The organism is Enterobacter sp. Taxon_2, from assembly GCF_058355295.1.
Genome location: NZ_CM178024.1, coordinates 3,226,474 through 3,248,066, shown reverse-complemented (window position 1 = coordinate 3,248,066; position 21,593 = coordinate 3,226,474). Strand labels below are relative to the sequence as shown.

The window sequence follows — 21,593 nt, the reverse complement described above, 5'->3', positions numbered from 1 at the left end:
CCCAGTATACTGGCAGGAAACACCACGCCTGAGAAAACAGAGATGGAACAAGCGCATACCCGGTTAATCGCTCAACTGAATGAACGGATCGCCGCGCCCGATAACACGCCGTTGTACCTGAAATTTGCCGAAACGGTAAAAAACGCGGTGCGCAGCGGCATGCTGGAGCACGGGAATATTTTGCCCGGCGAGCGCGATCTGAGCCAGTTAACCGGGGTGTCGCGCATTACCGTGCGAAAAGCGATGCAGGCGCTGGAGGAAGAGGGCGTGGTGACGCGTTCCCGTGGCTATGGCACGCAAATCAACAACATCTTTGAATATTCGCTTAAAGAGGCGCGCGGCTTTTCCCAGCAGGTGGTGCTTCGCGGTCAAAAGCCCAATACGCTATGGGTCAACAAGCGGGTGGTGAAGTGCCCGGAAGAGGTGGCGGACCACCTGTCGATCTCCCCGGGCAGCGAGGTCTTTTTGCTCAAGCGCATTCGCTATGTGGATGACGATGCGGTGTCCATTGAAGAGTCCTGGGTCCCGGTCGGGTTAATTCCCGACCCGGATGCGATTGGCATTTCGCTCTACGACTACTTCCGCAGCCAGAATATCTTCCCGCAGCGCACCCGCTCAAGGGTGAGCGCCCGCATGCCGGACAGCGAGTTTCAGGCGCACATTAAGATGGACGAAAAAATACCGGTGCTGGTGATCAAGCAGGTCGCGCTTGACCAGCAGCACCGGCCGATTGAGTACAGCATCAGCTACTGTCGCAGCGATCTATACGTCTTTGTGTGCGAGGAGTAATTCGTCGCGAGTCGGGGCGCAGTCTCCGCCTCGGTGGCTGACTACCCAGGACGCCACGGCATTCCCCAGCAGAACGGCATCTGCCAGTGACCATCCCGCCGCCAGCCCGGCAAGCGTGCCGCCCGCGTGGCTGTCGCCAGCGCCAATGGTGTCCACAACCGTCGCCGGGAACGCCGGAACAACGCCCGAGGTCTTACCGTCATACCACGTGGCGCCGTCTTTATCATGCCGCACAATCAGCGCAGCACCGAAACGCAGCGGCCACTCCGCACCCAGATCTTCAGCCGCAACACCCAGTCGCTCGGCTGCGATCTCCGCTTCCTGACGATTAAGCGACACAATCGGCCTGCAGGCCATAATTCGCGCCATCAGCGCGTCGGGAATATCCGCGATGCGGGGACCGAAATCGATAAAGGCCGTCACGTCCGACAACCTCTCCAGCCAGCGTGTCAGCAGCTCGCCGCTGGGCGATGCCAGCTGATAGCCGGACAAATAGACCAGGCTGTTCGACGGGATATTAAGCACATCAAGCCAGCGCTGCTGCCACTGGTTCTCCACGCCGCTAAAGGACATAAAGGTGCGCTCGCCGTCTGGCTCCACCAGCGCGAGGCACCAGCCGTTATCGCCAGTTTCGGCCTCAATGGCGCTTTGCAGATCCTGCTTCGCCATGGCGTTGCGGATAATATCCGCCCACACGCCGTGGCCGACGGGCAGGGCGTTTTGCGCCGTAATGCCGAGCCGTTTCAGGGCGATGGCAATGTTCAGCGCGCAGCCGCCGATATTCACCCCCTGCTGTTTGAGCTCGATATCGCACCCGCGCCAGGGCAGGGCGTAGGCGTCGGCGATGACGTCAATCACCGCTGCGCCCAGCACCGTCACCGGGCGCGTGGCGTGCAGATTGTCGAGACGTTGGGCAAATGCATTCATACGCCCTCCCTTTGCTCCCTGAAGTGCAGCAGCTTCTCGCAATAGTGGCCGAAATCGAGCCGGTTGACGGCGTCGAGTTCGGCTTTGAGCGCCGGGTCAATCGCCTGCACGCCGTGGAGCGCACCGCAGATGGCCGTCGCCATTGCGCCAATGGTGTCGGTATCGCCGCCCAGATTGGCGCATAAAATGGCGCAGCGGTTCGGGTCGGTTCCCGCCAGTTCGACCATCGCAATGGCTGCCGGAACGGACTCAATGGTGCTGGTTCCGGCCCCCACGAGCTGGTACACCTGCTCGCTGGCGGACTCAATCCCGTTGGCTTCCCGCACGGTTTTAAGCGCCAGCTCAATACGCGCCGCCAGCGACGCGCTGAAGGTAGTAGTTTTCGCCTCCTGCGCATAGCGGGCGATCCCCGGCAGGGCATCAACGATGTTCTGCCAGCTTTCGCCGTCGACGGCGCGGGAAACCGCCCAGGCAATCACCACCGCGCCGGCAATGGCGAGATCGGATTTATGGGTCGGGCTGGAGGCCAGCGCCACCTGCTCAACAAAGTGTTCCAGACGCGTGGCCGGAAGCAGGCAGCCCAGCGGAGAGGCGCGCATCGCCGCCCCGTTGGTCACGCCGTTGTTTTCCAGCTCGCTCACCGGCTTGCCGTCGCGAATCGCGTTAAGCGCGATTTTGGAGGTGGGGCCGAGCACGTTCTTATTGAACGCGTCGAATCCGAGCGCCCATTTCAGGATATGCTTGCCGATAACGTCCGGGTTAATCTGCCCGTCGCACTCGATAATCGCATCCGCCAGACAGAGCGCCATCGAGGTATCGTCGGTGAACTCTGCCTGGTTGAAATAGCAGGCCGCATTATTCTCCGCCGGGCCGGGTAAGAAACGATCTATCCAGCCGAAGTGCGCCTTGACGCGCTTTCTCGGCCACAGCTCCGACGGCATGCCCATCGCATCCCCTAACGCCTGCCCGTAAAGAGCACCGAGAACACGTTCTTGTTTCATTTAACTTCCCCTTGTGTCAGCGCGGCATCGCCATCAACCACCGCAATTGCAGCGATCTCTTTATCCGATTCGCGGAAAAACAGCATAAACAGCACGGCAATCACGGCAATCATGATTGCACCAAATGTCCACATTCCGGCCCAGTTGAAGGTCAGCCCGTTCACCGGCTCTTTGTAAGCGAACATTTTTTCCATCATCACGCCACCCAGGCGGTAACCCAGCAGGCTACCAAAGCCCTGGCAGCACAGCGTAATCAGGCCCTGTGCGGCGGTACGCATGTGCACCGGCGCTTTTTTATCCACGTAGATATACGCGGTGACGTAGTAGAAGTCGTAGCTCACGCCGTGCAGCAGAATGCCGAGGAACAGCAGGGCGTAGGTGAAGTACTGTTCCGCTCCGCCGTAAACAAAGAACCCGTAGCGGATGGCGGCTGTAATCAGGCCCAGTAGTAAGACCTTCTTAATACCAAAGCGTTTGGTAAAGAACGGCAGCGCCAGCATAAAGAAGATTTCAGAGAACTGGCCGAGCGTCATCCAGCCGGTGGCGTTTTTCATCCCCACTTCGGTGAGATAGCCGTTAGCGAAGATGTAGTAGAAGGCCAGCGGCATGGCGAACAGGAACGAGCAGAAGAAGAACACCAGGAAGTTTTTGTCGCGCAGCAGGATCAGCGCGTCCAGCCCCAGCATCACCTTGAAGTCCAGCTTGCCGGTGCTCTTCGGCGGGGTGTTCGGCAGGAACAGGGCAAACACGCCGAGCAGGGCTGAGCTGGCTGCGGTCATCAGCAGCGGAATATTGGTATCGGAAATATCGCTGTAGCCCAGCATCTGCGGCAGGAATCCGCACGCCAGCCCGGAGGCGATCCAGCCGATGGTGCCCATCACGCGGATGCGCGGGAAATCGGCCTCGACGTCATCCACGTTGGCGAAGGCAATGCTGTTGGTCAGCGCGATGGTCGGCATATAGGTCAGGGAGTAAACCAGCAGCAGCGGGAAGAAGGTGCTGAACTGGGTTTGCTGTGCGGCGAAGTACATCAGAATGGCGCCGGCGAACATCAGTACCGCCAGCACTTTCTGTGCGGCGAAGAAGCGGTCCGTCAGCGAGCCGACCAGAATCGGTGAGAGGATAGCGGCAATGGCGGTACAGGCGTAAGACCAGCCAATTTCCCCGGCGGTAAAACCGCTTTTGCTCAGCCACAGCCACAGCGGCACAAACCACGCGCCCCAGATAAACCATTCAACAAACATCATGAATGACAGTTGGACTTTCGTTTTCATTTTTTAATCCTGCATGTCAGAGAGGGTACGCCTTTAACATACCACTTAATAATACCTTTTAAATACCTTTGCGGCGATTGTTTGATCAATGTAACAGTTTTGTTGTACACGAATCGAGCCAGCAGATTGTGCTGAAAAAAAATGCAAAGGGTGGAAAATCTGTTAAGTCGGTACCAGGCTTAGTCTGCCCATAAAAGATGGGACTGGATAAACACACACCGACACGACGTCGGACTTACGGGAGTATCACATGACTGATATTGCGCAGTTGCTTGGCAAAGACGCCGACAGCCTTTTACAGCATCGTTGTATGACCATTCCAGCCGACCAGCTGTATCTGCCTGGTCATGACTACGTTGATCGCGTGATGATCGATAACAACCGTCCGCCTGCGGTCCTGCGAAATATGCAGACGCTCTACAACACCGGGCGGCTCGGCGGCACCGGGTATCTCTCTATTCTGCCGGTAGACCAGGGCGTCGAGCACTCGGCGGGCGCCTCTTTTGCGGCGAATCCGCTCTACTTCGATCCGAAGAACATTGTTGAGCTGGCGATTGAAGCGGGCTGTAACTGTGTAGCCTCCACCTACGGCGTGCTGGCTTCGGTTTCGCGTCGCTATGCCCACCGCATTCCGTTCCTTGTGAAGCTCAACCACAACGAAACTCTGAGCTACCCTACTGAATATGACCAGACCCTCTACGCCAGCGTCGAGCAGGCGTTCAATATGGGGGCGATGGCGGTAGGGGCGACCATCTATTTCGGTTCTGAGCAGTCGCGTCGTCAGATTGAAGAGATCTCCGCGGCCTTTGAACGCGCGCACGAGCTGGGCATGGTCACCGTACTGTGGGCGTATCTGCGCAACAATGCGTTCAAGAAAGACGGCGTGGATTACCACGTGTCGGCCGACCTGACCGGGCAGGCGAACCACCTGGCGGCGACCATCGGCGCAGATATTGTGAAGCAGAAAATGGCCGAGAATAACGGCGGATACAAAGCGGTGAACTTTGGCTATACCGATGACCGCGTATACAGCAAGCTGACCAGCGATAACCCGATCGATCTGGTGCGCTACCAGCTGGCGAACTGCTACATGGGCCGTGCGGGGCTGATTAACTCCGGCGGCGCGGCGGGCGGTGATACCGACCTGTCAGACGCGGTGCGTACGGCGGTTATCAACAAACGCGCGGGCGGCATGGGGCTGATCCTTGGCCGTAAGGCGTTTAAGAAATCGATGGCCGACGGCGTGAAGCTGATCAATGCGGTGCAGGACGTCTATCTGGACAGTAAAGTCACGATTGCCTGACGCCTCCATCTCCCTCTCCCTGTGGGAGAGGGTTGGGGTGAGGGCATCACCGCGCACCGTGTGAAACATCAGCGCAAAAGCACACAGTCCGGCGGCAGCCGACACTGCAGCGCGCCGGGCAACACCTCAATGCGGAACTGTGTTCCGCTCAGCGGCTCTCCGTCGAGGTTAAACGTCATCCCGTGCGGCGCATTCACTTCAAACCATGCGGATTTACCGTCAATGATATTCGGACTCTCTTCCGGCTGCGTCAGCGTGGTAAACAGCGCGGGCAGCAGGCCGTCGCCCGTAAAAATACGCAGCTGTAGCTGGCCGTCATTGATCAGCGCCTCCGGGCAGAGCTGCTGCCCACCGCCTGCCTGACGACCATTGCCAATGCCAATCACCAGCGCGTCACCCTGCCACTGAAAATCCTCGCCGCGAATTTCGCAGCGGTCAGGCTTGAGGGTGTCCATGCGCATTAGACCGTGGATGAGATACGACACGCCGCCCAGCGCCGCCTTCAGCTTTTCCGGCGTTTCGCTGGTGATGCGTGTGCCAAACCCGCCGGTCGCCATATTGATAAAGCAGGTTTTATCATTCACCTGCGCAATATCCACAGCGGTGGCCTTGCCGAGGATCGCCAGCTGAAGCGCCTTCTCTAACTCCTCGGGGATCCCAGCGCTGGTGGCAAAATCATTGGCGGTACCGAGCGGTAAAATACCCATCACCGGGCGGTTTGCCGGGGGCAGGTCGATCAGCGCTGACGCGATCTCATTGATGGTGCCATCGCCGCCGCCGGAAATGATAGTGTTGACGCCAAGCCCGAGGGCTTCATTGATATAGCGTGCCGCGTCGCCTTTTTCCCATGTTACCCTTACGTGGATGCGCGCGCCGTCGTCACGCAAACCTTGAATTGCCTGACGCAGCAGATCGTTGCCCGCACTTTTGCCATTGAGAATCAATAAACTGTCTTGATAGGTTGCCATCCGCGCTGCTCCCTTTTTTAGCGTTAGTAAGAGTGTATAGCAGAGAGGAAAAAAGCGGGTAAGAACAGGATGAAAGGGAAAAAATAGGCATGAAAGCGCGTTACACTCCAGCGATGATATTAACGTAATCACAGGAAAGTGATGATGAATAAAATTTTGGTAAGCGCGTGCCTGATGGGCTTCAGGGTTCGTTATAACGGAAGTGAAAAAGCGAGAATGAACGAGCGACTCGCTCGCTGGCAGCAGGAACAACGACTGGTTATCCACTGCCCTGAATTGGCTGCCGGGCTGCCTGTACCTCGTCCTCCGGCAGAGATTATGTCTGCTGATGGCAAAGACGTAATGCGCGGGCAAGCCAGAATTATTGAAAATACCGGGCAGGACGTGACTGAGCAGTATCAGCTTGCAGCCTGGCTTGCGCTACGCGCTGCTCAGGAGTCGGGGTGTAGCGCAGCATTGTTAACCGATGGCAGCCCAACGTGCGGCAGTGAGTTTATTTATGACGGATCGTTTCGCGGAATACATAAAGCGGGGAGGGGGGTTGCGGCATCGTTGCTCGCAGAGCATGGGATCGCCGTGTTCTCAGAGAAGCAAATCGACGAACTCATTGCCTGGATTGAGGAGAGAGAAGGCAAAAAATAAGCCCGCGTAAGGGAGATTACGCAGGCTAAGGAGGTGGTTCCTGGTACAGCTAGCATTTATGGGTTATGTTTTTCAGCGGGGGGATAATACCCGTATTGAACGAAGCGGTATGTGATCCGATTCTAAGAATTATCCCAGCGCGAAAAAATTTCCCTGATTGACTATTTGCCGTGTGGGTTTCGGGTGCTTTCACCGTTGAAGTTACGCATCAGCAGGGCGAATTTCAGCTCCACCTCTTCAGGAACCGGCAGCCAGACGGTATGACCGTCACCCGGTGCCACCTCAATCATTTCACCTTTACCGTTTTCCAGATGTTCCAGCGTGAAGTTCATGTTGCCCTGCGGGGTCATCAGCTCCAGGCTGTCGCCTTTGGTGAACTTGTTTTTTACCGCGACGGCCGCCAGCGCGCCTTTGCGCTCGCCGGTGAAGTCACCGACAAACTGCTGGCGCTCGGAAACGGAGTAGCCGTGCTCGTAGTTCTGGTAGTCGTCGTGGGTATGACGGCGCAGGAAGCCTTCGGTATAGCCGCGATGCGCCAGGCCTTCCAGAGTTTCCAGCAGGCTGGTATCGAACGGTTTACCGGCTGCCGCATCGTCGATGGCTTTGCGGTATACCTGCGCAGTACGCGCGCAGTAGTAATAGGATTTGGTGCGGCCTTCAATCTTCAGGGAGTGCACGCCCATCTGGGTCAGACGCTCGACGTGGGCGATGGCGCGCAGATCTTTCGAGTTCATGATGTAGGTGCCGTGCTCGTCTTCAAAGGCGGTCATGTACTCGCCCGGACGTTTGGCTTCTTCAATCATAAACACGCTGTCGGTTGGCGCGCCGATGCCCAGCGTCGGCTCAACGTTGGTCACCGGGATCGGTTCATGCTTGTGGACGATGTTGCCGATGTCATCCTCTTTGCCTTCCTGGACGTTATATTCCCAGCGGCAGGCGTTGGTGCAGGTGCCCTGGTTCGGGTCGCGCTTGTTGATATAGCCGGAGAGCAGGCAGCGGCCAGAGTAGGCCATGCACAGCGCACCGTGGACGAAGATTTCGATTTCCATATCCGGCACCTGGGTGCGGATCTCTTCGATCTCTTCAAGGGACAATTCGCGAGACAGAATGACGCGGGTCAGCCCCATCTGCTTCCAGAACTTCACCGTCGCCCAGTTGACGGCGTTAGCCTGTACGGAGAGGTGAATATCCATCTCCGGGAAGTTCTCCCGAACCAGCATGATTAAACCCGGGTCCGACATGATCAGCGCGTCCGGCCCCATATCCACCACCGGCTTCAGGTCACGGATGAACGTTTTCAGCTTGGCGTTGTGCGGCGCGATGTTGACCACCACGTAGAATTTCTTGCCCAGGGCATGCGCTTCGTTGATGCCGAGCTGCAGGTTCTCGTGGTTGAATTCGTTGTTACGTACGCGCAGCGAGTAGCGCGGCTGGCCCGCGTAGACAGCATCGGCGCCATAGGCGAAAGCGTAACGCATATTTTGCAGCGTTCCCGCCGGGGAAAGGAGTTCCGGTTTAAACATGTTTGTTCTCGTTCTGATGACAGGTCAGATCCGCGGCACCAGGTGCAGCGGTAAGGGGAGATCCCCCACTTTAAGGGCGGGCATTGTAGCGCTGCGGGGCGGGGAGGTAAAGCGCCGGGTCGCGTCACCGCTCTCCCGGCGCGCGTCGTGCTGTCAGGTGTTGTCTTTTACCGTCTGAGTAGACCCGTTAGTTTTGACCGAGGCTATGCCCTTATCACGCGACTGTTCCGTTGCATAAAGCTGGCTGCTGCCAATCACCTGATGATTGCCCGCCTTGAGATTGAAATGGAACTTACCGTTAGAAGCTGTTTTCTTCTCATAGCGCTCGTCCAGGGGGCTGTTCGTGCGTACGGAGGCAATACCGTTTTCGGCGGCACTTTTACTGGTGTAAAGCTCGCTGGTAAGAATGATCTCTCCGTTACCCGCTTTCAGCACAAACCTGTACTGACCATCACTGCTTTTACTTAATTCGAACCAACCAGACATAGGAACTCCTTGATCGAAAGTAAAATGAGAGGCACCAGTTATCAGTAAGCGAACCGGTAAAAAGAGTATGGTTGATTCCTGAATTGATTCCAGAAAAGAAAAACCCGCCTTAGGGCGGGTTCCTTCGTCGAAAGGTCACGCAATCCTGCACGCATCCGCTTCCCAGCGATACCCCACGCCATACACCGCGCGAATAAACGACTGCTCGGCGTCCAGCGCCTCCAGCTTGCGGCGCAGGTTTTTGATATGGCTGTCGATGGTGCGGTCGGTCACCACGCGATAATCGTCATACAGGTGGTTCAGCAGCTGTTCGCGGGAGAAGACTTTTCCCGGCTCGTGGGAGAGGGTTTTCAGCAGGCGGAACTCCGCAGGCGTCAGGTCCAGCAGCTTGCTGCGCCAGCTCGCCTGGAAGCGGCTTTCGTCGACAATCAGCGGGCTTTCGGCGTCCAGCACCTGAAGCTCGCGCTGCGGCCTGCAGCGGCGCAGAATGGTTTTTACGCGGGCGACCACCTCGCGCGGGCTGTAGGGCTTGCAGATGTAGTCGTCCGCGCCGATTTCGAGCCCCAGCAGGCGGTCAATCTCTTCAATTTTGGCGGTGACCATGACGATCGGCACGTCGGAGAAGCGGCGAACTTCTCGGCACAGGGTCAGTCCGTCAACGCCCGGCAGCATTAAATCCAGCAGGATCAGATCCGGCGGGGTCTGGCGCACGTACGGCAGCACCTGGTCGCCGTGGCTGATCAGCGACGGGGCATAGCTGGCCGCGCGTAAATAGTCGATCAGCAGCTGTCCCAGCTTGGGTTCGTCTTCCACAATCAAAATGCGCGGCGTATTTTCGTCAATCGGTAACTCGGTCATACTTCTCTCGATAAATCCCGTTCCAGAGGTAACTCTACTGTAATGCTAACCCCGCCAAAAGGCGAATGGGCGGCGCGGATCGTGCCATTATGCGCCTCGACGATGTTAACGCAAATCGCCAGCCCCAGACCCGAACCGCCGCTGGCGCGGTTGCGGGAACCTTCGGTACGGTAGAAACGTTCAAACAGTTTTTCCAGCTGCGCGTCCTGCACGCCCGGGGCGGAATCGGCGAAGGTGAGGGCAAAACGCCCGTTTTCCTGCCTGCCGGAGATATGCAGCCCGCCGCCGCCGTCGGTGTAGCGCAGGCTGTTTTCCAGCAGATTGTTGAACAGCTGCATCAGCCGGTCCTTGTCGCCAAACACCACCGCGCTGTCCGGCAGGGAGAGGTCAATTTTCAGATCTCGGCTGGCAAACCGCTCGCGGAAGGCGCCGCTGATCACTTCCAGAATATTAATCACATCCACCGGCGCTTTCTGGTAGGCCAGCGCGCCTTCGTCGGACATGGAGAGCTGGTGGAGGTCATCCACCAGCTTGGTGAGCGTGCCCACCTCTGCCTGCAGAGAGGCCACCGATTCGGGCGTAAACTGGCGCACGCCGTCCTGAATGGCCTCCAGCTCGCCGCGCAGCACCGCCAGCGGCGTGCGCAGCTCGTGGGAAATATCGGCCATAAAGTCGCGGCGCATCTGCTGGTTCTTCTCCAGCGTGCTGGCGAGCTGGTTAAAGTCCTGCGCCAGCTTGCCCAGTTCGTCCTGGCTTCGGGTATCGACGCGGGTGGTGAAATCCCCGGCGGCGAGCTTGTGCGTGCCTTCCACCAGGCGTTTCACCGGGGCGAGCAGACCGCGCGCCAGCGGGAAGGTGGCGAGCGCGGCGAGCAGGGTGGAGAGGGCGACAATCAGCCAGCTTGTGCGACGCTGCTGGCGGTCAAAGTTGATGTCGGTGTTGCGCGTCAGGCGTTCCACCGGAGAGGCGATAACCCAGCCGACTGTCGCATTGTTGACTTTGATCGCACGACGGGTGCCGTCCGGCGGTATCGGCGCGCGCGGTCCCACCAGCGTGCGCATGTCCTGGTCAATCACCCAGAACTGGGTGCGCCAGCCGTGCGGCGGCATGCCTGGCCCCGGGCGATCGTCACCGGTATCGTGCTCCAGCGAGCGCAGGACCTGGAAAATAAAGCGGTCGTTATTGCGCAGAAAACGCCAGTTGCCGTGCTGGGCGTACTGTTCACTCAGCGCATCGCTTAAGCCCTGTAAACGCTGTTCATTGCCATGCTTGATATAATCAATAAAACCGCGCTCAAAGCTGATCCGCACCGCCCAGTGCATGGTGATCAGCAGGACGATACAGGTGGCAAATATCGCCACAAAGAGCTTGCCGGTAATGCCCGGACGCCAGAATTTCATGAGCCACTCCTTTTGCCGCGCCTGATGACGACGTTCTTGCTGGTATCATCCGGCACTCTGGCGAAGATGAAAGCGGGCAGGGCGATGATGACCGCCATGCTGAGATAGGTATACAAAAAGACCTGATGCGCCACCGGCGTGTCGACGCTGAGGTGGTGCTGGCCGTACATGCCGAGCAGTAAGCCCGCGATAGTCACCCCGACGCTCATTGAGAGCTGCATGATCATCGACAGCAGGCTGTTGCCGCTGCTCGCCAGATCGTCCGGCAGGTCCTTCAGCGTCAGGGTATTCATCGACGAGAAGCGCATGGAGTTGACGATCCCCTGGCAGAACAGCACCAGCGGCAGAACGTAGTACCAGCCCATCAGCGCTACGGCCATAAACAGCAGACTCACCAGCGACAGCCCCAGCGTGGCGGTGACCAGCACGTGACGGTAGCCAAAACGGTTCACGACCTGCACCACGATGCGCTTCATTCCCATGCTGCCGAGCACCATCGGGATCATCATCAGGCCCGCGTGGAACGGCGAAAATCCCATGCCGATTTGCAGGAAAATGGGCGTCATAAACGGCAGCATGCCGCTGCCGACGCGCCCGGCGAAGCTGCCGAACAGGCCAAGGCGGTAGGTAGGGTTTTTAAACAGGTTCAGGCTGAACAGCGCCTTATCGTTACCTCTGGCATGCCACAGGTACCAGAGTATGGCGGTAACGCCGAGCGCGATCAGGAGCCCGAGCGTCAGGGGCGAAATCCCCAGACCTTTTTGCCCGTCGAGCGCCAGGGTAAGCGTGGCCATGCCCGCAGCCAGCAGAATAAAGCCAAAGAAATCAAAGCGCCGCGTCTGCATTTTGTAGTTCGGCATCAGCGTCAGGGTGGCGATGGCGCCGATGATGCCAACAGGAAGATTGATTAAGAAGATCCAGTGCCAGGAGGCGTACTCTACTAGAATGCCGCCGAGCGCCGGGCCCAGCAGCGGCCCCACCTGACCGGGCAGGGTGACAAAGGTCATCGCGGCCATGTACTGCTCACGCGGCACAATCTTCATCACCGTTAACCGCCCGACGGGGACCATCATCGCCCCGCCGATGCCCTGCAGCACGCGCGCCATCACCAGCTGGTCGAGGGTATTGGCCTGGGCGCAAAACAGCGAGCCGGTGGTAAACAGCACGATGGCGGTAAAGAAGATATTCCGCACGCCGACCTTATCGGCCAGCCAGCCGCTGGCGGGCAGCATCACGGCAACCGTCAGCACGTAGGAGACAATCACCATGTGCATATGCAGCGGGCTCTCCCCCAGGCTTTTCGCCATGGAGGGGAGGGCGGTGTTGACGATGGTCGTATCCAGCGACTGCATAAAGAAGCCGAAGGCGACTATCCATAACTGCCAGCGAACGTTAGCGGGGAGATCGGTCATCTACTCAGTCACCGTGGTTCTGTTTTTACGCGAAAAGCGCAGCCGCAGGCGGTCGAAGAACAGATAGACCACCGGCGTGGTGTAAAGCGTCAGCAGCTGGCTCATGACCAGGCCGCCGACAATGGTGATCCCCAGCGGCTGGCGCAGCTCCGAGCCGTCGCCGCCCGAGATAACCAGCGGCAGCGCGCCAAACAGCGCCGCCAGGGTGGTCATCATAATCGGACGGAAGCGCAGCAGGCAGGCCTGGAAGATCGCCTCTTCCGGCGAGAGGTTGCCGTTGCGCTGGGCATCCAGCGCGAAGTCCACCATCATGATGGCGTTTTTCTTCACGATGCCGATTAATAGCATGATCCCGATGAGCGCGATAAGGCTGAACGGCGCGCCGAACAGCTCCAGCGCCAGCAGTGCCCCCACGCCCGCCGACGGCAGCGTCGAAAGGATGGTTAGCGGGTGCACGTAGCTCTCATACAGCACGCCCAGCACAATATAGACCGTTGCGATGGCGGCCAGAATCAAAATCACCTGCGAGTTCATCGTCTCCTGGAACACCTGCGCGGTCCCGGCAAAGCTGCCGCGCACGGTGGACGGCACGCCAAGCTGGGTCATCGCGCGGTTGATCGCGTCGCTGGCTTCAGAAAGCGACGAACCAACTGGCAGGTTAAACGAGATGGTCGACGCCGCCGAAAGCCCCTGATGGTTCACCGACAGCGGCGCGTTGGCAGGCTGCCAGCTGGCGAAATAGGAGAGCGGAATCGCCTTGCCGTCGTTGTTAATCACAAACATCTTGTCCAGGGCGCTGATGTCCTGGGTATAGCGAGGGTCAACTTCCATCACCACCTTGTACTGGTTCATCGGCTGGTAGATGGTGGAGATCTCGCGCTGGCCGAAGGCGTTGTTCAGCAGGCTGTTGGCGGCTTCAACGTTGATGCCCAGCCGCGACATGGTTTCACGGTCGTAGGTCAGGGCCATCTCGGCGCCGTTGTCCTGCTGATCGGAGTTGACGTCCGCCAGCTCCGGCAGGGCGGCCAGCGCCTTGCGGATCTTCGGCTCCCACTCGCGCAGGGCGGCTAAATCGTCCGAGAGCAACGTATACTGATAGCTGGCGTTCGCCTGTCGCCCGCCGACGCGGATATCCTGAACGGCCATCAAAAACAGGTTTGCCCCCGGCTCTTTGGCGAGCTTCACCCGCAGGCGGTCAATCACCTGCTGGGCGGTTTCGTTGCGCTCACCGCGCGGTTTCAGGGTAATAAACATCATACCGCTGTTAACGCGTGACCCGCCGGTAAAGCCGGTCACGTTATCCACGGCTTTGTCTTCACGAATGATCTTCATAAAGTCCTGGAGCTTGCCACGCATGGCCTGGAACGAAATGCTCTGGTCCGCCTGAATCCCGCCCATCAGCACGCCGGTGTCCTGCTCCGGGAAGAAGGTTTTCGGGATGGTGATGTACATCCAGACGTTGAGCACGATGGTGCCTATCAGCACCAGGCCAACCAGTCGGGTATGGTTCAGCACCCACTTCAGCGATTTGCCATAGCCCTCCTGCATCGCCATCAGGAAACGGCCAAAGCCTTTGCGGCGCGGCTGCGAGTGCGGTTTGCTGCGCTTGAGCATCCAGCCGCACATCATTGGCGTCAGCGTTAAGGAGATAACCAGCGAAATGCCGATGGCGATGGAGAGGGTGACGGCAAACTCGCGCAGTAGCCGGCCCGGCAGACCGCCCATCAGCAGCAGCGGCAGGAATACCGCCACCAGCGACAGGCTCATGGAGAGCACCGTAAAGCCCACCTCGCGCGTGCCCTGCAGGGCAGCCTGCAGCGGCTTCACGCCCGCTTCCAGGTGGCGGGAAATGTTCTCCAGCACCACGATGGCGTCATCCACTACGAAGCCGGTGGCAATCGTCAGGGCCATCAGCGACAGGTTGTTGAGGCTAAAGCCGCACAGATACATGGCGGCAAAGGTACCGATCAGCGATACCGGCACGGCCACCGCCGGGATCAGCGTCGCGCGGCCGGATCGCAGGAACAGGAAGACCACCAGGATCACCAGCGCGACGGAGATCACCAGCGTTTGCTCCACCTCTTCCAGCGAGGCGCGAATGGTCGGGGAGCGATCCTGGGCAATTTGCAGATCGATTGCTGCCGGGATGGTCTGCTGCAGGTCCGGAAGACGGGCGCGAATGCTGTTCACCGTCTCAATAATGTTCGCTTCCGGCAGCTTGCGGATCATCAGCAGAATGGCCGGTTTGGCGTTGGTCATCCCGGCGTTGCGCACGTCCTGCACCGAGTCGGTGACGCTGGCCACGTCGCTTAAGCGCACCGCCGCGCCGTTGTTGTAGTGAATAATGAGCGGCTGATATTCCGCCGCGGTTTTCAGCTCGTCGTTAGTGTGGATCTGCCAGCGGTGGCTGTTGTCCTCAATCGCCCCCTGCGGTTTACGCACGTTGGCGTTGCTGATGGCGGAGCGCACGTCGTCCAGCGACACGCCCTGGTTGAACAGCGCCTGCGGGTTTAACCCTATGCGCACGGCGGGCAGGGAGCTCCCGCCGACGCTCACGTCACCGACGCCGTTAATTTGTGAGATTGTCTGCGCCAGCTGGGTAGACGCAAAGTCGTACAGCTGCCCCTGCGAGTACGTATCCGAGGTCAGCGTCAGGATCATGATCGGCGCGTCGGACGGGTTGGCCTTGCGGTAGGTTGGGCGGCTCGGCATCCCGCTCGGCAGCAGGCTTTGTGCGGCGTTGATGGCCGCCTGCACGTCGCGCGCCGCACCGTTAATATCCCGGTCGAAGCTGAACTCCAGAATGATGCGCGTGCTGCCCAGCGAGCTGCTGGAGGTCATCTCGTTGATCCCCGCAATCCGCCCGAGCGAACGCTCCAGCGGCGTGGCAACGGACGAGGCCATGGTTTCCGGCGAGGCGCCCGGCAGCGAGGCGCTGACCATGATCACCGGGAAATCCACCTGCGGCAGGGGCGCCACCGGAAGCAGCCGGAAGCCCAGCACGCCGCAGAGGGTAATGGCGAGCGAGATTAAGATCGTCGCCACCGGGCGATAAATGAAGAGGGCGAAAAACTTCACTTATGCCTCCTCTTCACGTTTCGGGAAGCGGCTTTTGGTCCACAGCGCCAGGCGGTCAAACAGCAGGTAGATCACAGGCGTAGTAAAGAGCGTCAGCACCTGGCTCACCAGCAGACCGCCGACCATGCCGATACCCAGCGGACGGCGCAGCTCCGCGCCGACGCCGGTGCTGAGCATCAGCGGCAGTGCGCCCAGCAGGGCGGCCAGCGTGGTCATCAGGATAGGGCGAAAACGCAGCAGGCAGGCCTGGAAAATCGCATCACGCGGCGACATGCCCTGCTCGCGCTCGGCGGCCAGGGCGAAGTCGATCATCATGATGGCGTTTTTCTTCACGATACCGATAAGCAGGATGATGCCGATGATGGCAATCACGTCCAGCTCGCTGCCCGCCAGCATTAATGCCAGCAGTGCCCCCACGCCCGCCGTCGGCAGGGTAGAGAGGATGGTGATCGGGTGGATAAAGCTTTCGTACAGCACGCCGAGCACGATGTACATCGCCACAACCGCCGCGACGATCAGCCAGATGGTGTTGCCCAGCGCGGCCTGGAACGCCAGGGTGCTGCCCTGGAACTGGGTCTGAATGTCGGACGGGAAGCTGAGCTCTTTTTCAGCCGCCTGAATGGCTTCCACCGCTTCACCGAGAGAGTAATTGTCCGGCACGTTGAAGGAGATGGTGGTGGACGGGAACTGATCCAGATGGTTGATCGACAGCGGGGTATAGCGCTCTTCCACCGTGGCGATAGCGCTCAGCGGCACAATGCCGCCGTCTTTGCTGGTCAGGCGCACCGAGTCCAGCCCCGCCAGGCCGGGCGTGTTCTCCGTGTTGTGCTCCAGCACCACGCGGTACTGGTTGGCCTGGGTGTAGATGGTGGAGATCAGGCGCTGACCGAAGGCGTTGTACAGGGCGTTGTCCACATCCGACATGGTAATGCCCAGACGGCTCGCGGTATCGCGGTTGACGTTCACGTACGCCGCCAGCCCTTTGTCCTGCCAGTCGCTGCTGACGTCGGAGAGCTGTGGCAGGGTATTAAGCTTGTTCACCAGTTGCGGTACCCAGGTGCTGAGGGCATCCAGCGTGGTGGCCTGCAGCGTGAACTGGTACTGCGTGCGGCTGACCTGGGTATCGATGGTCAAATCCTGAATCGGCTGCAGGTAAAGCTCAACGCCCGGCACGCGGGCCACGGCGTTTTGCAGCCGCGCAATGACGGCGTTGACGCGATCGTCGCGCTCATCCAGCGGCTTAAGGTTGATCTGCAGACGCGCGCTGTTGAGCGACGGGTTAGTACCGTCGACGCCCACGTAGGAGGTCAGGCTCTCGACCGCCGGATCTTTCATAACAATCTCAGACACCTGCTGCTGGCGCTGCGCCATATTGGCGAAGGAGACCGACTGCGGGGCCTGAAGCGTGCCCTGAATAATGCCGTTGTCCTGGATCGGGAAGAAGCCTTTCGGAATGAAAATCCACAGCATCACGCTGAGCGCCAGCGTGCCGAGCGCCACGCCGAGCGTGGCCCACGGGTGGTTGAGGACTTTCGCCAGCACGCGACCGTAGGCGGCAATAATCCGCTCAAACACGCGTTCGGAGGCGCGCGAGAAGCGGTTTTGCTTGCGCAGGGACTCGTGGCTCAGCATGCGGGCGCACATCATCGGCGTCAGGGTCAGCGACACCACGGCGGAGATCAAAATGGCGACCGCTAGCGTCACGGCAAACTCGCGGAACAGCCGCCCGACGATATCGCCCATAAACAGCAGCGGGATCAGCACCGCAATCAGCGAGAAGGTCAGCGAGATAATGGTAAAGCCGATTTCGCCCGCGCCTTTCAGCGCGGCGGCCAGCGGTTTTTCGCCTTTCTCGATATAGCGCGAGATGTTCTCGATGACGACGATGGCGTCGTCCACAACGAACCCGGTGGCGATGGTGAGCGCCATCAGCGTCAGGTTGTTGATCGAAAAATCGAGGAACACCATCACCGCAAAGGTGCCGACCAGCGAGAGCGGCACGGCGACGGCGGGAATAATGGTTGCCGGAACGTTGCGCAGGAACAGATAAATGATCATCACCACCAGCGCAATCGCCAGCATCAGCTCAAACTGGGTGTCGGTGACCGACGCACGAATGTTGGTGGTGCGGTCGGAAAGCACCTTCACGCTGACCGATTTCGGCAGGCTTTCGATCAGCTGCGGCAGCATGGTGCGGATGCTGTCGGCGGTTTCGATAATGTTCGCCCCCGGCTGGCGCTGCACGTTCATCACGATCGCCTGCTGTTTGTTGGCCCAGGCGCCGAGCCAGCTGTTTTCGGCACCTTGTTCTACAGTGGCGATGTCGCCCAGACGAACCGGCGCACCGTTCTGGTAGGCGATAATCAGCTGACGGTATTCATCGGCGGACTGCATCTGGTCGTTCGCCGAAAGCGTCACGGCGCGGGTTGGGCCGTCCAGCGAGCCCTTCGCCGAGTTGACGTTGGCATTGCTGATGGCGCTGCGGATGGTTTCGCTGGTGAGTCCCAGCGCGGCGATGGCCTGCGCGTTAAGCTTGACGCGCACCGCCGGGCGCTGGCCGCCCGCGAGGGTGACGAGGCCGACGCCGGAGACCTGTGAAATCTTCTGCGCCACGCGCGTTTCGACCATATCCTCGACCTGGGTCATCGGCATGGCGGAGGAGGTGACGGCAAGCGTCATGATCGGCGGATCCGCCGGGTTCACCTTGCTGTAGACCGGCGGGTTAGGCAGGTCCGACGGCAGCAGGTTGGTGGCGGCGTTGATGGCGGCCTGTACCTCCTGCTCGGCGACGTCCAGCGACAGCGTCAGCTGGAACTGCAGCGTCACGACGGACGCCCCGCCTGAACTCTGGGAGGACATCTGTTTTAGCCCCGACATCTGGCCGAACTGGCGCTCCAGCGGGGCGGTAATGGCGGACGTCACCACGTCCGGGCTGGCGCCTGGATACAGCGTCACAACCTGAATGGTGGGGTAATCCACCTCCGGCAGCGCCGACACGGGCAGGAAGCGATAGCCGATAATCCCGGCGAGCAGGATCGCCACCATCAGCAGCGTGGTGGCGACTGGACGGAGGATAAACAGGCGTGACGGCCCACCTGTAGAGCCTGGGGGCATAACCTGCATCAGGAGGTCGCTCCCTGTTTCGCAGGTTCAACCACTTCCACTTTGGCCCCTTCGGTCAGACGGTCAATGCCGTCGGTGACTACGCGGTCGCCTGCGGAAAGGCCTGCGCTGATGACCACCGTCTGGCTGTCCTGAATACCGGTTTTCACTAGGTGTTTGCTGACCTTATTGTCGCTGTTAAGCACCCAGACGAAGTTGCCTTCGTTACCCATCTGCAGCGCAGCGGTGGGGATCACCACCGCGTTTTCTTCAGTCGCGACCAGCATGCGCGCATTGACGAACTGGTTCGGGAAGAGGGCATCGTCCTGGTTGTTAAAGCGCGCCTTCAGCTTGATGGTGCCGGTGGTGGTGTCGATCTGGTTATCCAGACTGAGCAGAGACCCTTCACTTAATTTCTGCTTGTTGGTGCGGTCCCAGGCTTCCACCACCAGGCCTTTACCGGCTTTTTGCGCCTGCACTACCGTCGCAATGTCGCTTTCCGGCAGGGTAAAGACTAAATCGATCGGGTGGGTCTGGGTGATCACCACGATGCCCGTGGTGTCGCCGCTGGAGATTTGGTTGCCGATATCGACCTGTTTCAGGCCCACGCGTCCGTCAATCGGCGCGGTGATGCGGCTCCAGTCCAACTGCAGCTGGGCGCTGGCCACCGCGGCTTCGTCGGCTTTGATGGTGCCCTGCGTTTCGCTGACCAGCGACTGCTGGGTATCCAGCTCCTGACGAGACACGAGGTTGGTTTTCACCAGCTGCTGGTAGCGGGCCAGATCGCGACGGGCGTTGGCGAGGGTCGCGTTGTCTTTCGCGAGCTGCCCCTGCGCCTGGGCGAGGGCGACCTTAAACTGGCTCGGGTCGATTTCGGCCAGCAGATCGCCCGCTTTAACCTGCTGTCCTTCCTGGAAGTGAATAGCCATCAGCTGGCCGTCGACGCGGCTGCGTACCGTGGCTGTGTTGGCGGCGGTAATGGTCCCGAGACCTGTGAGATAGCGAGGAACGGCTTTATTCACCGCCGTCGCCGCCTGGACCGGCGCCAGCGCGCCGCCGCGCATACCGTGGCGCCCTCCGCCTGCCGGGCGCTGTGCCTGGCTGGTGGCATCAGCGGGTGCGGCGGAATTCGCGGATTGACTGTGCCAGTACCAGGCGGCGCCAAGGACCACCACAATGATGCCAGCGGCGATTGCCCAGCGGGATTTGTTACTGCCTTTCATCGTTATACGTTCTCATCCTGAAGACTTCGGGGAATGATACTAGTTTAGTCAGCTAACACAGCGGAAAAATGGAGGAAATATGGAAGACTGTCAGGAATGGTCTGAATGGAGGTAAACGCAAAACGGCAACATCCGTTGCCGTTTTGGGTGTTTTCTCCCTCTCCCTGTGGGAGAGGGCCGGGGTGAGGGCACCAGACCGCACCGCAACGACACTAGCTAAACATCACCTGCGCCCAGCGTGCCAGCCCTGCGGTAACGGAGCCAAAGTCATCTCCACCCGCAATCGGAATACCCGGCAGCTGTTCCGCCAGCGCTTTCTTGATCAGCGGCGAACGGGCGCTACCCCCGGTCAGGTAGATAACGTCCGGCTTCTCTTTGCCATTCTCCAGCGCCAGCTGCACCTGTTCCAGAATGCGCTGCAGCGGCTGCGCGAGCGCCGCCTCCAGCCCGTCCTGAGAAATCGCGGTGGCCAGATCGTTGCTGATAAACGGTAAGGAGACTGCATGCTCAGTACGGTCGGAAAGGGCGATTTTGCTCTCTTCCGCGGTACGCACCACGCGGTAGCTCAGACGCTGGCGCCACACTTTATAGAGCAGGGCGACTTTTTCGCCGTCCTGCGCATCACGCACCAGATCGTTCAGGAAGCGGCCGTTGGCGGTGCTGTAAAAATCACTTTGCGCAGGCACATCGTTGATGGCAATCGCGTTCCACCACGGCAGGATCGGCAGAGCGATGCCTTTTTCCGTTTGGCCGCCCATGCCGAGCAGCGGCATCAGGCTCTTAAATGCCAGCGCGATATCGAGATCGTTACCGCCTACGCGGCAGCCGCTATGCCCGAGCAGGCTGTTTTCACGATCGCGACGGTTATGCCACTGCGGGCCCATTAGCAGCAGCGAGCAGTCCGTCGTGCCCCCGCCGATGTCCACGACTAATACGCGCGTCTCTTCCGTCAACGTGGCTTCAAAGTCCAGGCCCGCGGCAACGGGCTCATACTGAAACACCACGTCGCGGAAGCCTGCGCGGTGCGCCGCGCGTTCAAGGATCCCCTGTGCCTGCTGGTTGGCCTCGTCGCCGCCCAGCCCCTGGAAGTTGATCGGACGGCCAATCACCGCCTGGGTAATCGCATCGGAGACCTGCGTCTGCGCCTGATGACGAATATGCAGCATCATCGCGCACACCAGGTCTTCGAACAGCGCGACCTGCTGCGGCTTCAGGCCGCTGGCACCGAGGAAGGATTTTGGTGACTTAACGAAGTAGACCTCTTCCGGGTCTTCAATGTAATGCCCGAGCGAAGAGAGACCGAACTGCACGCTGGACGGCGTAACGTCGATGTCTTCCTCGCGGTTAAAGCTGACCGCCCGGCGCAGCAGCGCCTGGGTCTCCGCCGCCGTGGCCGGAACCTGATGGTGACGAAACAGCCATTCGCTCACCGCTTCACGCGTCGGTGCGCAGAGCATAGACGGCAGCAACGTGCTCTCTTTTTCCATTTTCAGGAGCCGTGGCTGCCCGTTTTGCATAATCGCAACCGAGCAGTTTGCCGTACCGTAGTCAAATCCAATAAACACGATGAATCCCCATGCCAGTGAGAAGGGGCGAGACTTTAACGA

16 protein-coding genes are annotated in these 21,593 nt (G+C 59.6%); 3 read left to right on the top strand and 13 right to left on the bottom strand.

The window, feature by feature from the left end:
- Nucleotides 1-42: 42 nt before the first annotated feature.
- Nucleotides 43-789, top strand: a complete 747-nt coding sequence (locus tag AC4IC4_RS15455; RefSeq protein ID WP_491471474.1) for a GntR family transcriptional regulator — start codon at nucleotides 43-45, stop codon at nucleotides 787-789.
- Here AC4IC4_RS15455 and AC4IC4_RS15450 read toward each other — a convergent pair.
- From AC4IC4_RS15450 to AC4IC4_RS15440, 3 genes are read right to left on the bottom strand one after another with little or no spacing between them, the layout of a single operon-like run.
- Nucleotides 763-1,716: a PfkB family carbohydrate kinase gene (locus tag AC4IC4_RS15450; RefSeq protein WP_248165202.1), complete on the bottom strand. Its 954-nt coding sequence runs from the start codon at nucleotides 1,714-1,716 to the stop codon at nucleotides 763-765. The two genes, AC4IC4_RS15455 and AC4IC4_RS15450, sit on opposite strands and share 27 nt — an antisense overlap.
- Nucleotides 1,713-2,717, bottom strand: a complete 1,005-nt coding sequence (locus tag AC4IC4_RS15445; protein WP_491471473.1) for an ADP-ribosylglycohydrolase family protein — start codon at nucleotides 2,715-2,717, stop codon at nucleotides 1,713-1,715. Before AC4IC4_RS15445 ends, AC4IC4_RS15450 begins: the two co-directional genes overlap by 4 nt.
- The gene (locus AC4IC4_RS15440) at nucleotides 2,714-3,991 is read right to left on the bottom strand and encodes a nucleoside permease (RefSeq protein ID WP_150146821.1); all 1,278 of its coding nucleotides are present in this window, start codon (nucleotides 3,989-3,991) and stop codon (nucleotides 2,714-2,716) included. Before AC4IC4_RS15440 ends, AC4IC4_RS15445 begins: the two co-directional genes overlap by 4 nt.
- A gap of 250 nt (nucleotides 3,992-4,241) precedes the next feature.
- Between AC4IC4_RS15440 and fbaB the strand changes: the two genes are divergently transcribed.
- On the top strand, nucleotides 4,242-5,294 hold the full coding sequence (gene fbaB / locus AC4IC4_RS15435; RefSeq protein ID WP_311392086.1) for a class I fructose-bisphosphate aldolase: 1,053 nt from the start codon (nucleotides 4,242-4,244) through the stop codon (nucleotides 5,292-5,294).
- A 68-nt stretch (nucleotides 5,295-5,362) separates the two neighbouring features.
- Here fbaB and yegS read toward each other — a convergent pair whose 3' ends face one another.
- Entirely contained in the window at nucleotides 5,363-6,262 is a 900-nt protein-coding gene (yegS, locus tag AC4IC4_RS15430) for a lipid kinase YegS (protein WP_032646512.1), read from the bottom strand.
- A 141-nt stretch (nucleotides 6,263-6,403) separates the two neighbouring features.
- Here yegS and AC4IC4_RS15425 point away from each other — a divergent pair, with 141 nt between their 5' ends.
- Complete coding sequence (locus AC4IC4_RS15425; protein WP_032646511.1) at nucleotides 6,404-6,904, top strand: 2-thiouracil desulfurase family protein; 501 nt, start codon at nucleotides 6,404-6,406, stop codon at nucleotides 6,902-6,904.
- A gap of 161 nt (nucleotides 6,905-7,065) precedes the next feature.
- On the opposite strand, the gene trhP is transcribed toward AC4IC4_RS15425, so the two are convergent.
- The 9 genes from trhP to yegD all read right to left on the bottom strand — a co-directional run bounded on the left by trhP (nucleotide 7,066) and on the right by yegD (nucleotide 21,551).
- Nucleotides 7,066-8,427 carry a prephenate-dependent tRNA uridine(34) hydroxylase TrhP gene (gene trhP / locus AC4IC4_RS15420; protein ID WP_024908121.1) on the bottom strand — a complete coding sequence of 454 codons (1,362 nt, stop codon included), beginning with the start codon at nucleotides 8,425-8,427 and terminating at the stop codon, nucleotides 7,066-7,068.
- Nucleotides 8,428-8,580: 153 nt separating this feature from the next.
- On the bottom strand, nucleotides 8,581-8,913 hold the full coding sequence (locus AC4IC4_RS15415; protein WP_032646510.1) for a YegP family protein: 333 nt from the start codon (nucleotides 8,911-8,913) through the stop codon (nucleotides 8,581-8,583).
- A gap of 135 nt (nucleotides 8,914-9,048) precedes the next feature.
- Entirely contained in the window at nucleotides 9,049-9,771 is a 723-nt protein-coding gene (gene baeR / locus AC4IC4_RS15410; RefSeq protein WP_491471472.1) for an envelope stress response regulator BaeR, read from the bottom strand.
- Nucleotides 9,768-11,171, bottom strand: coding sequence for an envelope stress sensor histidine kinase BaeS (gene baeS / locus AC4IC4_RS15405; protein ID WP_491471471.1), 1,404 nt, complete (start codon nucleotides 11,169-11,171; stop codon nucleotides 9,768-9,770). The genes baeR and baeS overlap by 4 nt, the downstream gene beginning before the upstream one ends.
- A complete protein-coding gene (locus tag AC4IC4_RS15400; RefSeq protein ID WP_491471470.1) occupies nucleotides 11,168-12,583 on the bottom strand; it encodes an MFS transporter in 1,416 nt (471 codons plus the stop codon). Before AC4IC4_RS15400 ends, baeS begins: the two co-directional genes overlap by 4 nt.
- A complete protein-coding gene (gene mdtC, locus AC4IC4_RS15395) occupies nucleotides 12,584-15,661 on the bottom strand; it encodes a multidrug efflux RND transporter permease subunit MdtC (protein ID WP_491471469.1) in 3,078 nt (1,025 codons plus the stop codon).
- A complete protein-coding gene (locus AC4IC4_RS15390) occupies nucleotides 15,662-18,784 on the bottom strand; it encodes an MdtB/MuxB family multidrug efflux RND transporter permease subunit (RefSeq protein ID WP_491471468.1) in 3,123 nt (1,040 codons plus the stop codon).
- A complete protein-coding gene (locus AC4IC4_RS15385) occupies nucleotides 18,784-19,986 on the bottom strand; it encodes an MdtA/MuxA family multidrug efflux RND transporter periplasmic adaptor subunit (RefSeq protein ID WP_491471467.1) in 1,203 nt (400 codons plus the stop codon). Before AC4IC4_RS15385 ends, AC4IC4_RS15390 begins: the two co-directional genes overlap by 1 nt.
- A gap of 212 nt (nucleotides 19,987-20,198) precedes the next feature.
- Entirely contained in the window at nucleotides 20,199-21,551 is a 1,353-nt protein-coding gene (gene yegD, locus AC4IC4_RS15380; protein WP_491471466.1) for a molecular chaperone, read from the bottom strand.
- Nucleotides 21,552-21,593 lie beyond the last annotated feature (42 nt).

What these genes read in the sequence shown, in the direction of transcription:
- AC4IC4_RS15455 (WP_491471474.1), top strand. Translation starts at nt 43, where the DNA reads ATGGAACAAGCGCATACCCGGTTAATCGCTCAACTGAATGAACGGATC.
- AC4IC4_RS15450 (WP_248165202.1), bottom strand. Translation starts at nt 1,716, where the DNA reads ATGAATGCATTTGCCCAACGTCTCGACAATCTGCACGCCACGCGCCCG.
- AC4IC4_RS15445 (WP_491471473.1), bottom strand. Translation starts at nt 2,717, where the DNA reads ATGAAACAAGAACGTGTTCTCGGTGCTCTTTACGGGCAGGCGTTAGGG.
- AC4IC4_RS15440 (WP_150146821.1), bottom strand. Translation starts at nt 3,991, where the DNA reads ATGAAAACGAAAGTCCAACTGTCATTCATGATGTTTGTTGAATGGTTT.
- fbaB (WP_311392086.1), top strand. Translation starts at nt 4,242, where the DNA reads ATGACTGATATTGCGCAGTTGCTTGGCAAAGACGCCGACAGCCTTTTA.
- yegS (WP_032646512.1), bottom strand. Translation starts at nt 6,262, where the DNA reads ATGGCAACCTATCAAGACAGTTTATTGATTCTCAATGGCAAAAGTGCG.
- AC4IC4_RS15425 (WP_032646511.1), top strand. Translation starts at nt 6,404, where the DNA reads ATGATGAATAAAATTTTGGTAAGCGCGTGCCTGATGGGCTTCAGGGTT.
- trhP (WP_024908121.1), bottom strand. Translation starts at nt 8,427, where the DNA reads ATGTTTAAACCGGAACTCCTTTCCCCGGCGGGAACGCTGCAAAATATG.
- AC4IC4_RS15415 (WP_032646510.1), bottom strand. Translation starts at nt 8,913, where the DNA reads ATGTCTGGTTGGTTCGAATTAAGTAAAAGCAGTGATGGTCAGTACAGG.
- baeR (WP_491471472.1), bottom strand. Translation starts at nt 9,771, where the DNA reads ATGACCGAGTTACCGATTGACGAAAATACGCCGCGCATTTTGATTGTG.
- baeS (WP_491471471.1), bottom strand. Translation starts at nt 11,171, where the DNA reads ATGAAATTCTGGCGTCCGGGCATTACCGGCAAGCTCTTTGTGGCGATA.
- AC4IC4_RS15400 (WP_491471470.1), bottom strand. Translation starts at nt 12,583, where the DNA reads ATGACCGATCTCCCCGCTAACGTTCGCTGGCAGTTATGGATAGTCGCC.
- AC4IC4_RS15390 (WP_491471468.1), bottom strand. Translation starts at nt 18,784, where the DNA reads ATGCAGGTTATGCCCCCAGGCTCTACAGGTGGGCCGTCACGCCTGTTT.
- AC4IC4_RS15385 (WP_491471467.1), bottom strand. Translation starts at nt 19,986, where the DNA reads ATGAAAGGCAGTAACAAATCCCGCTGGGCAATCGCCGCTGGCATCATT.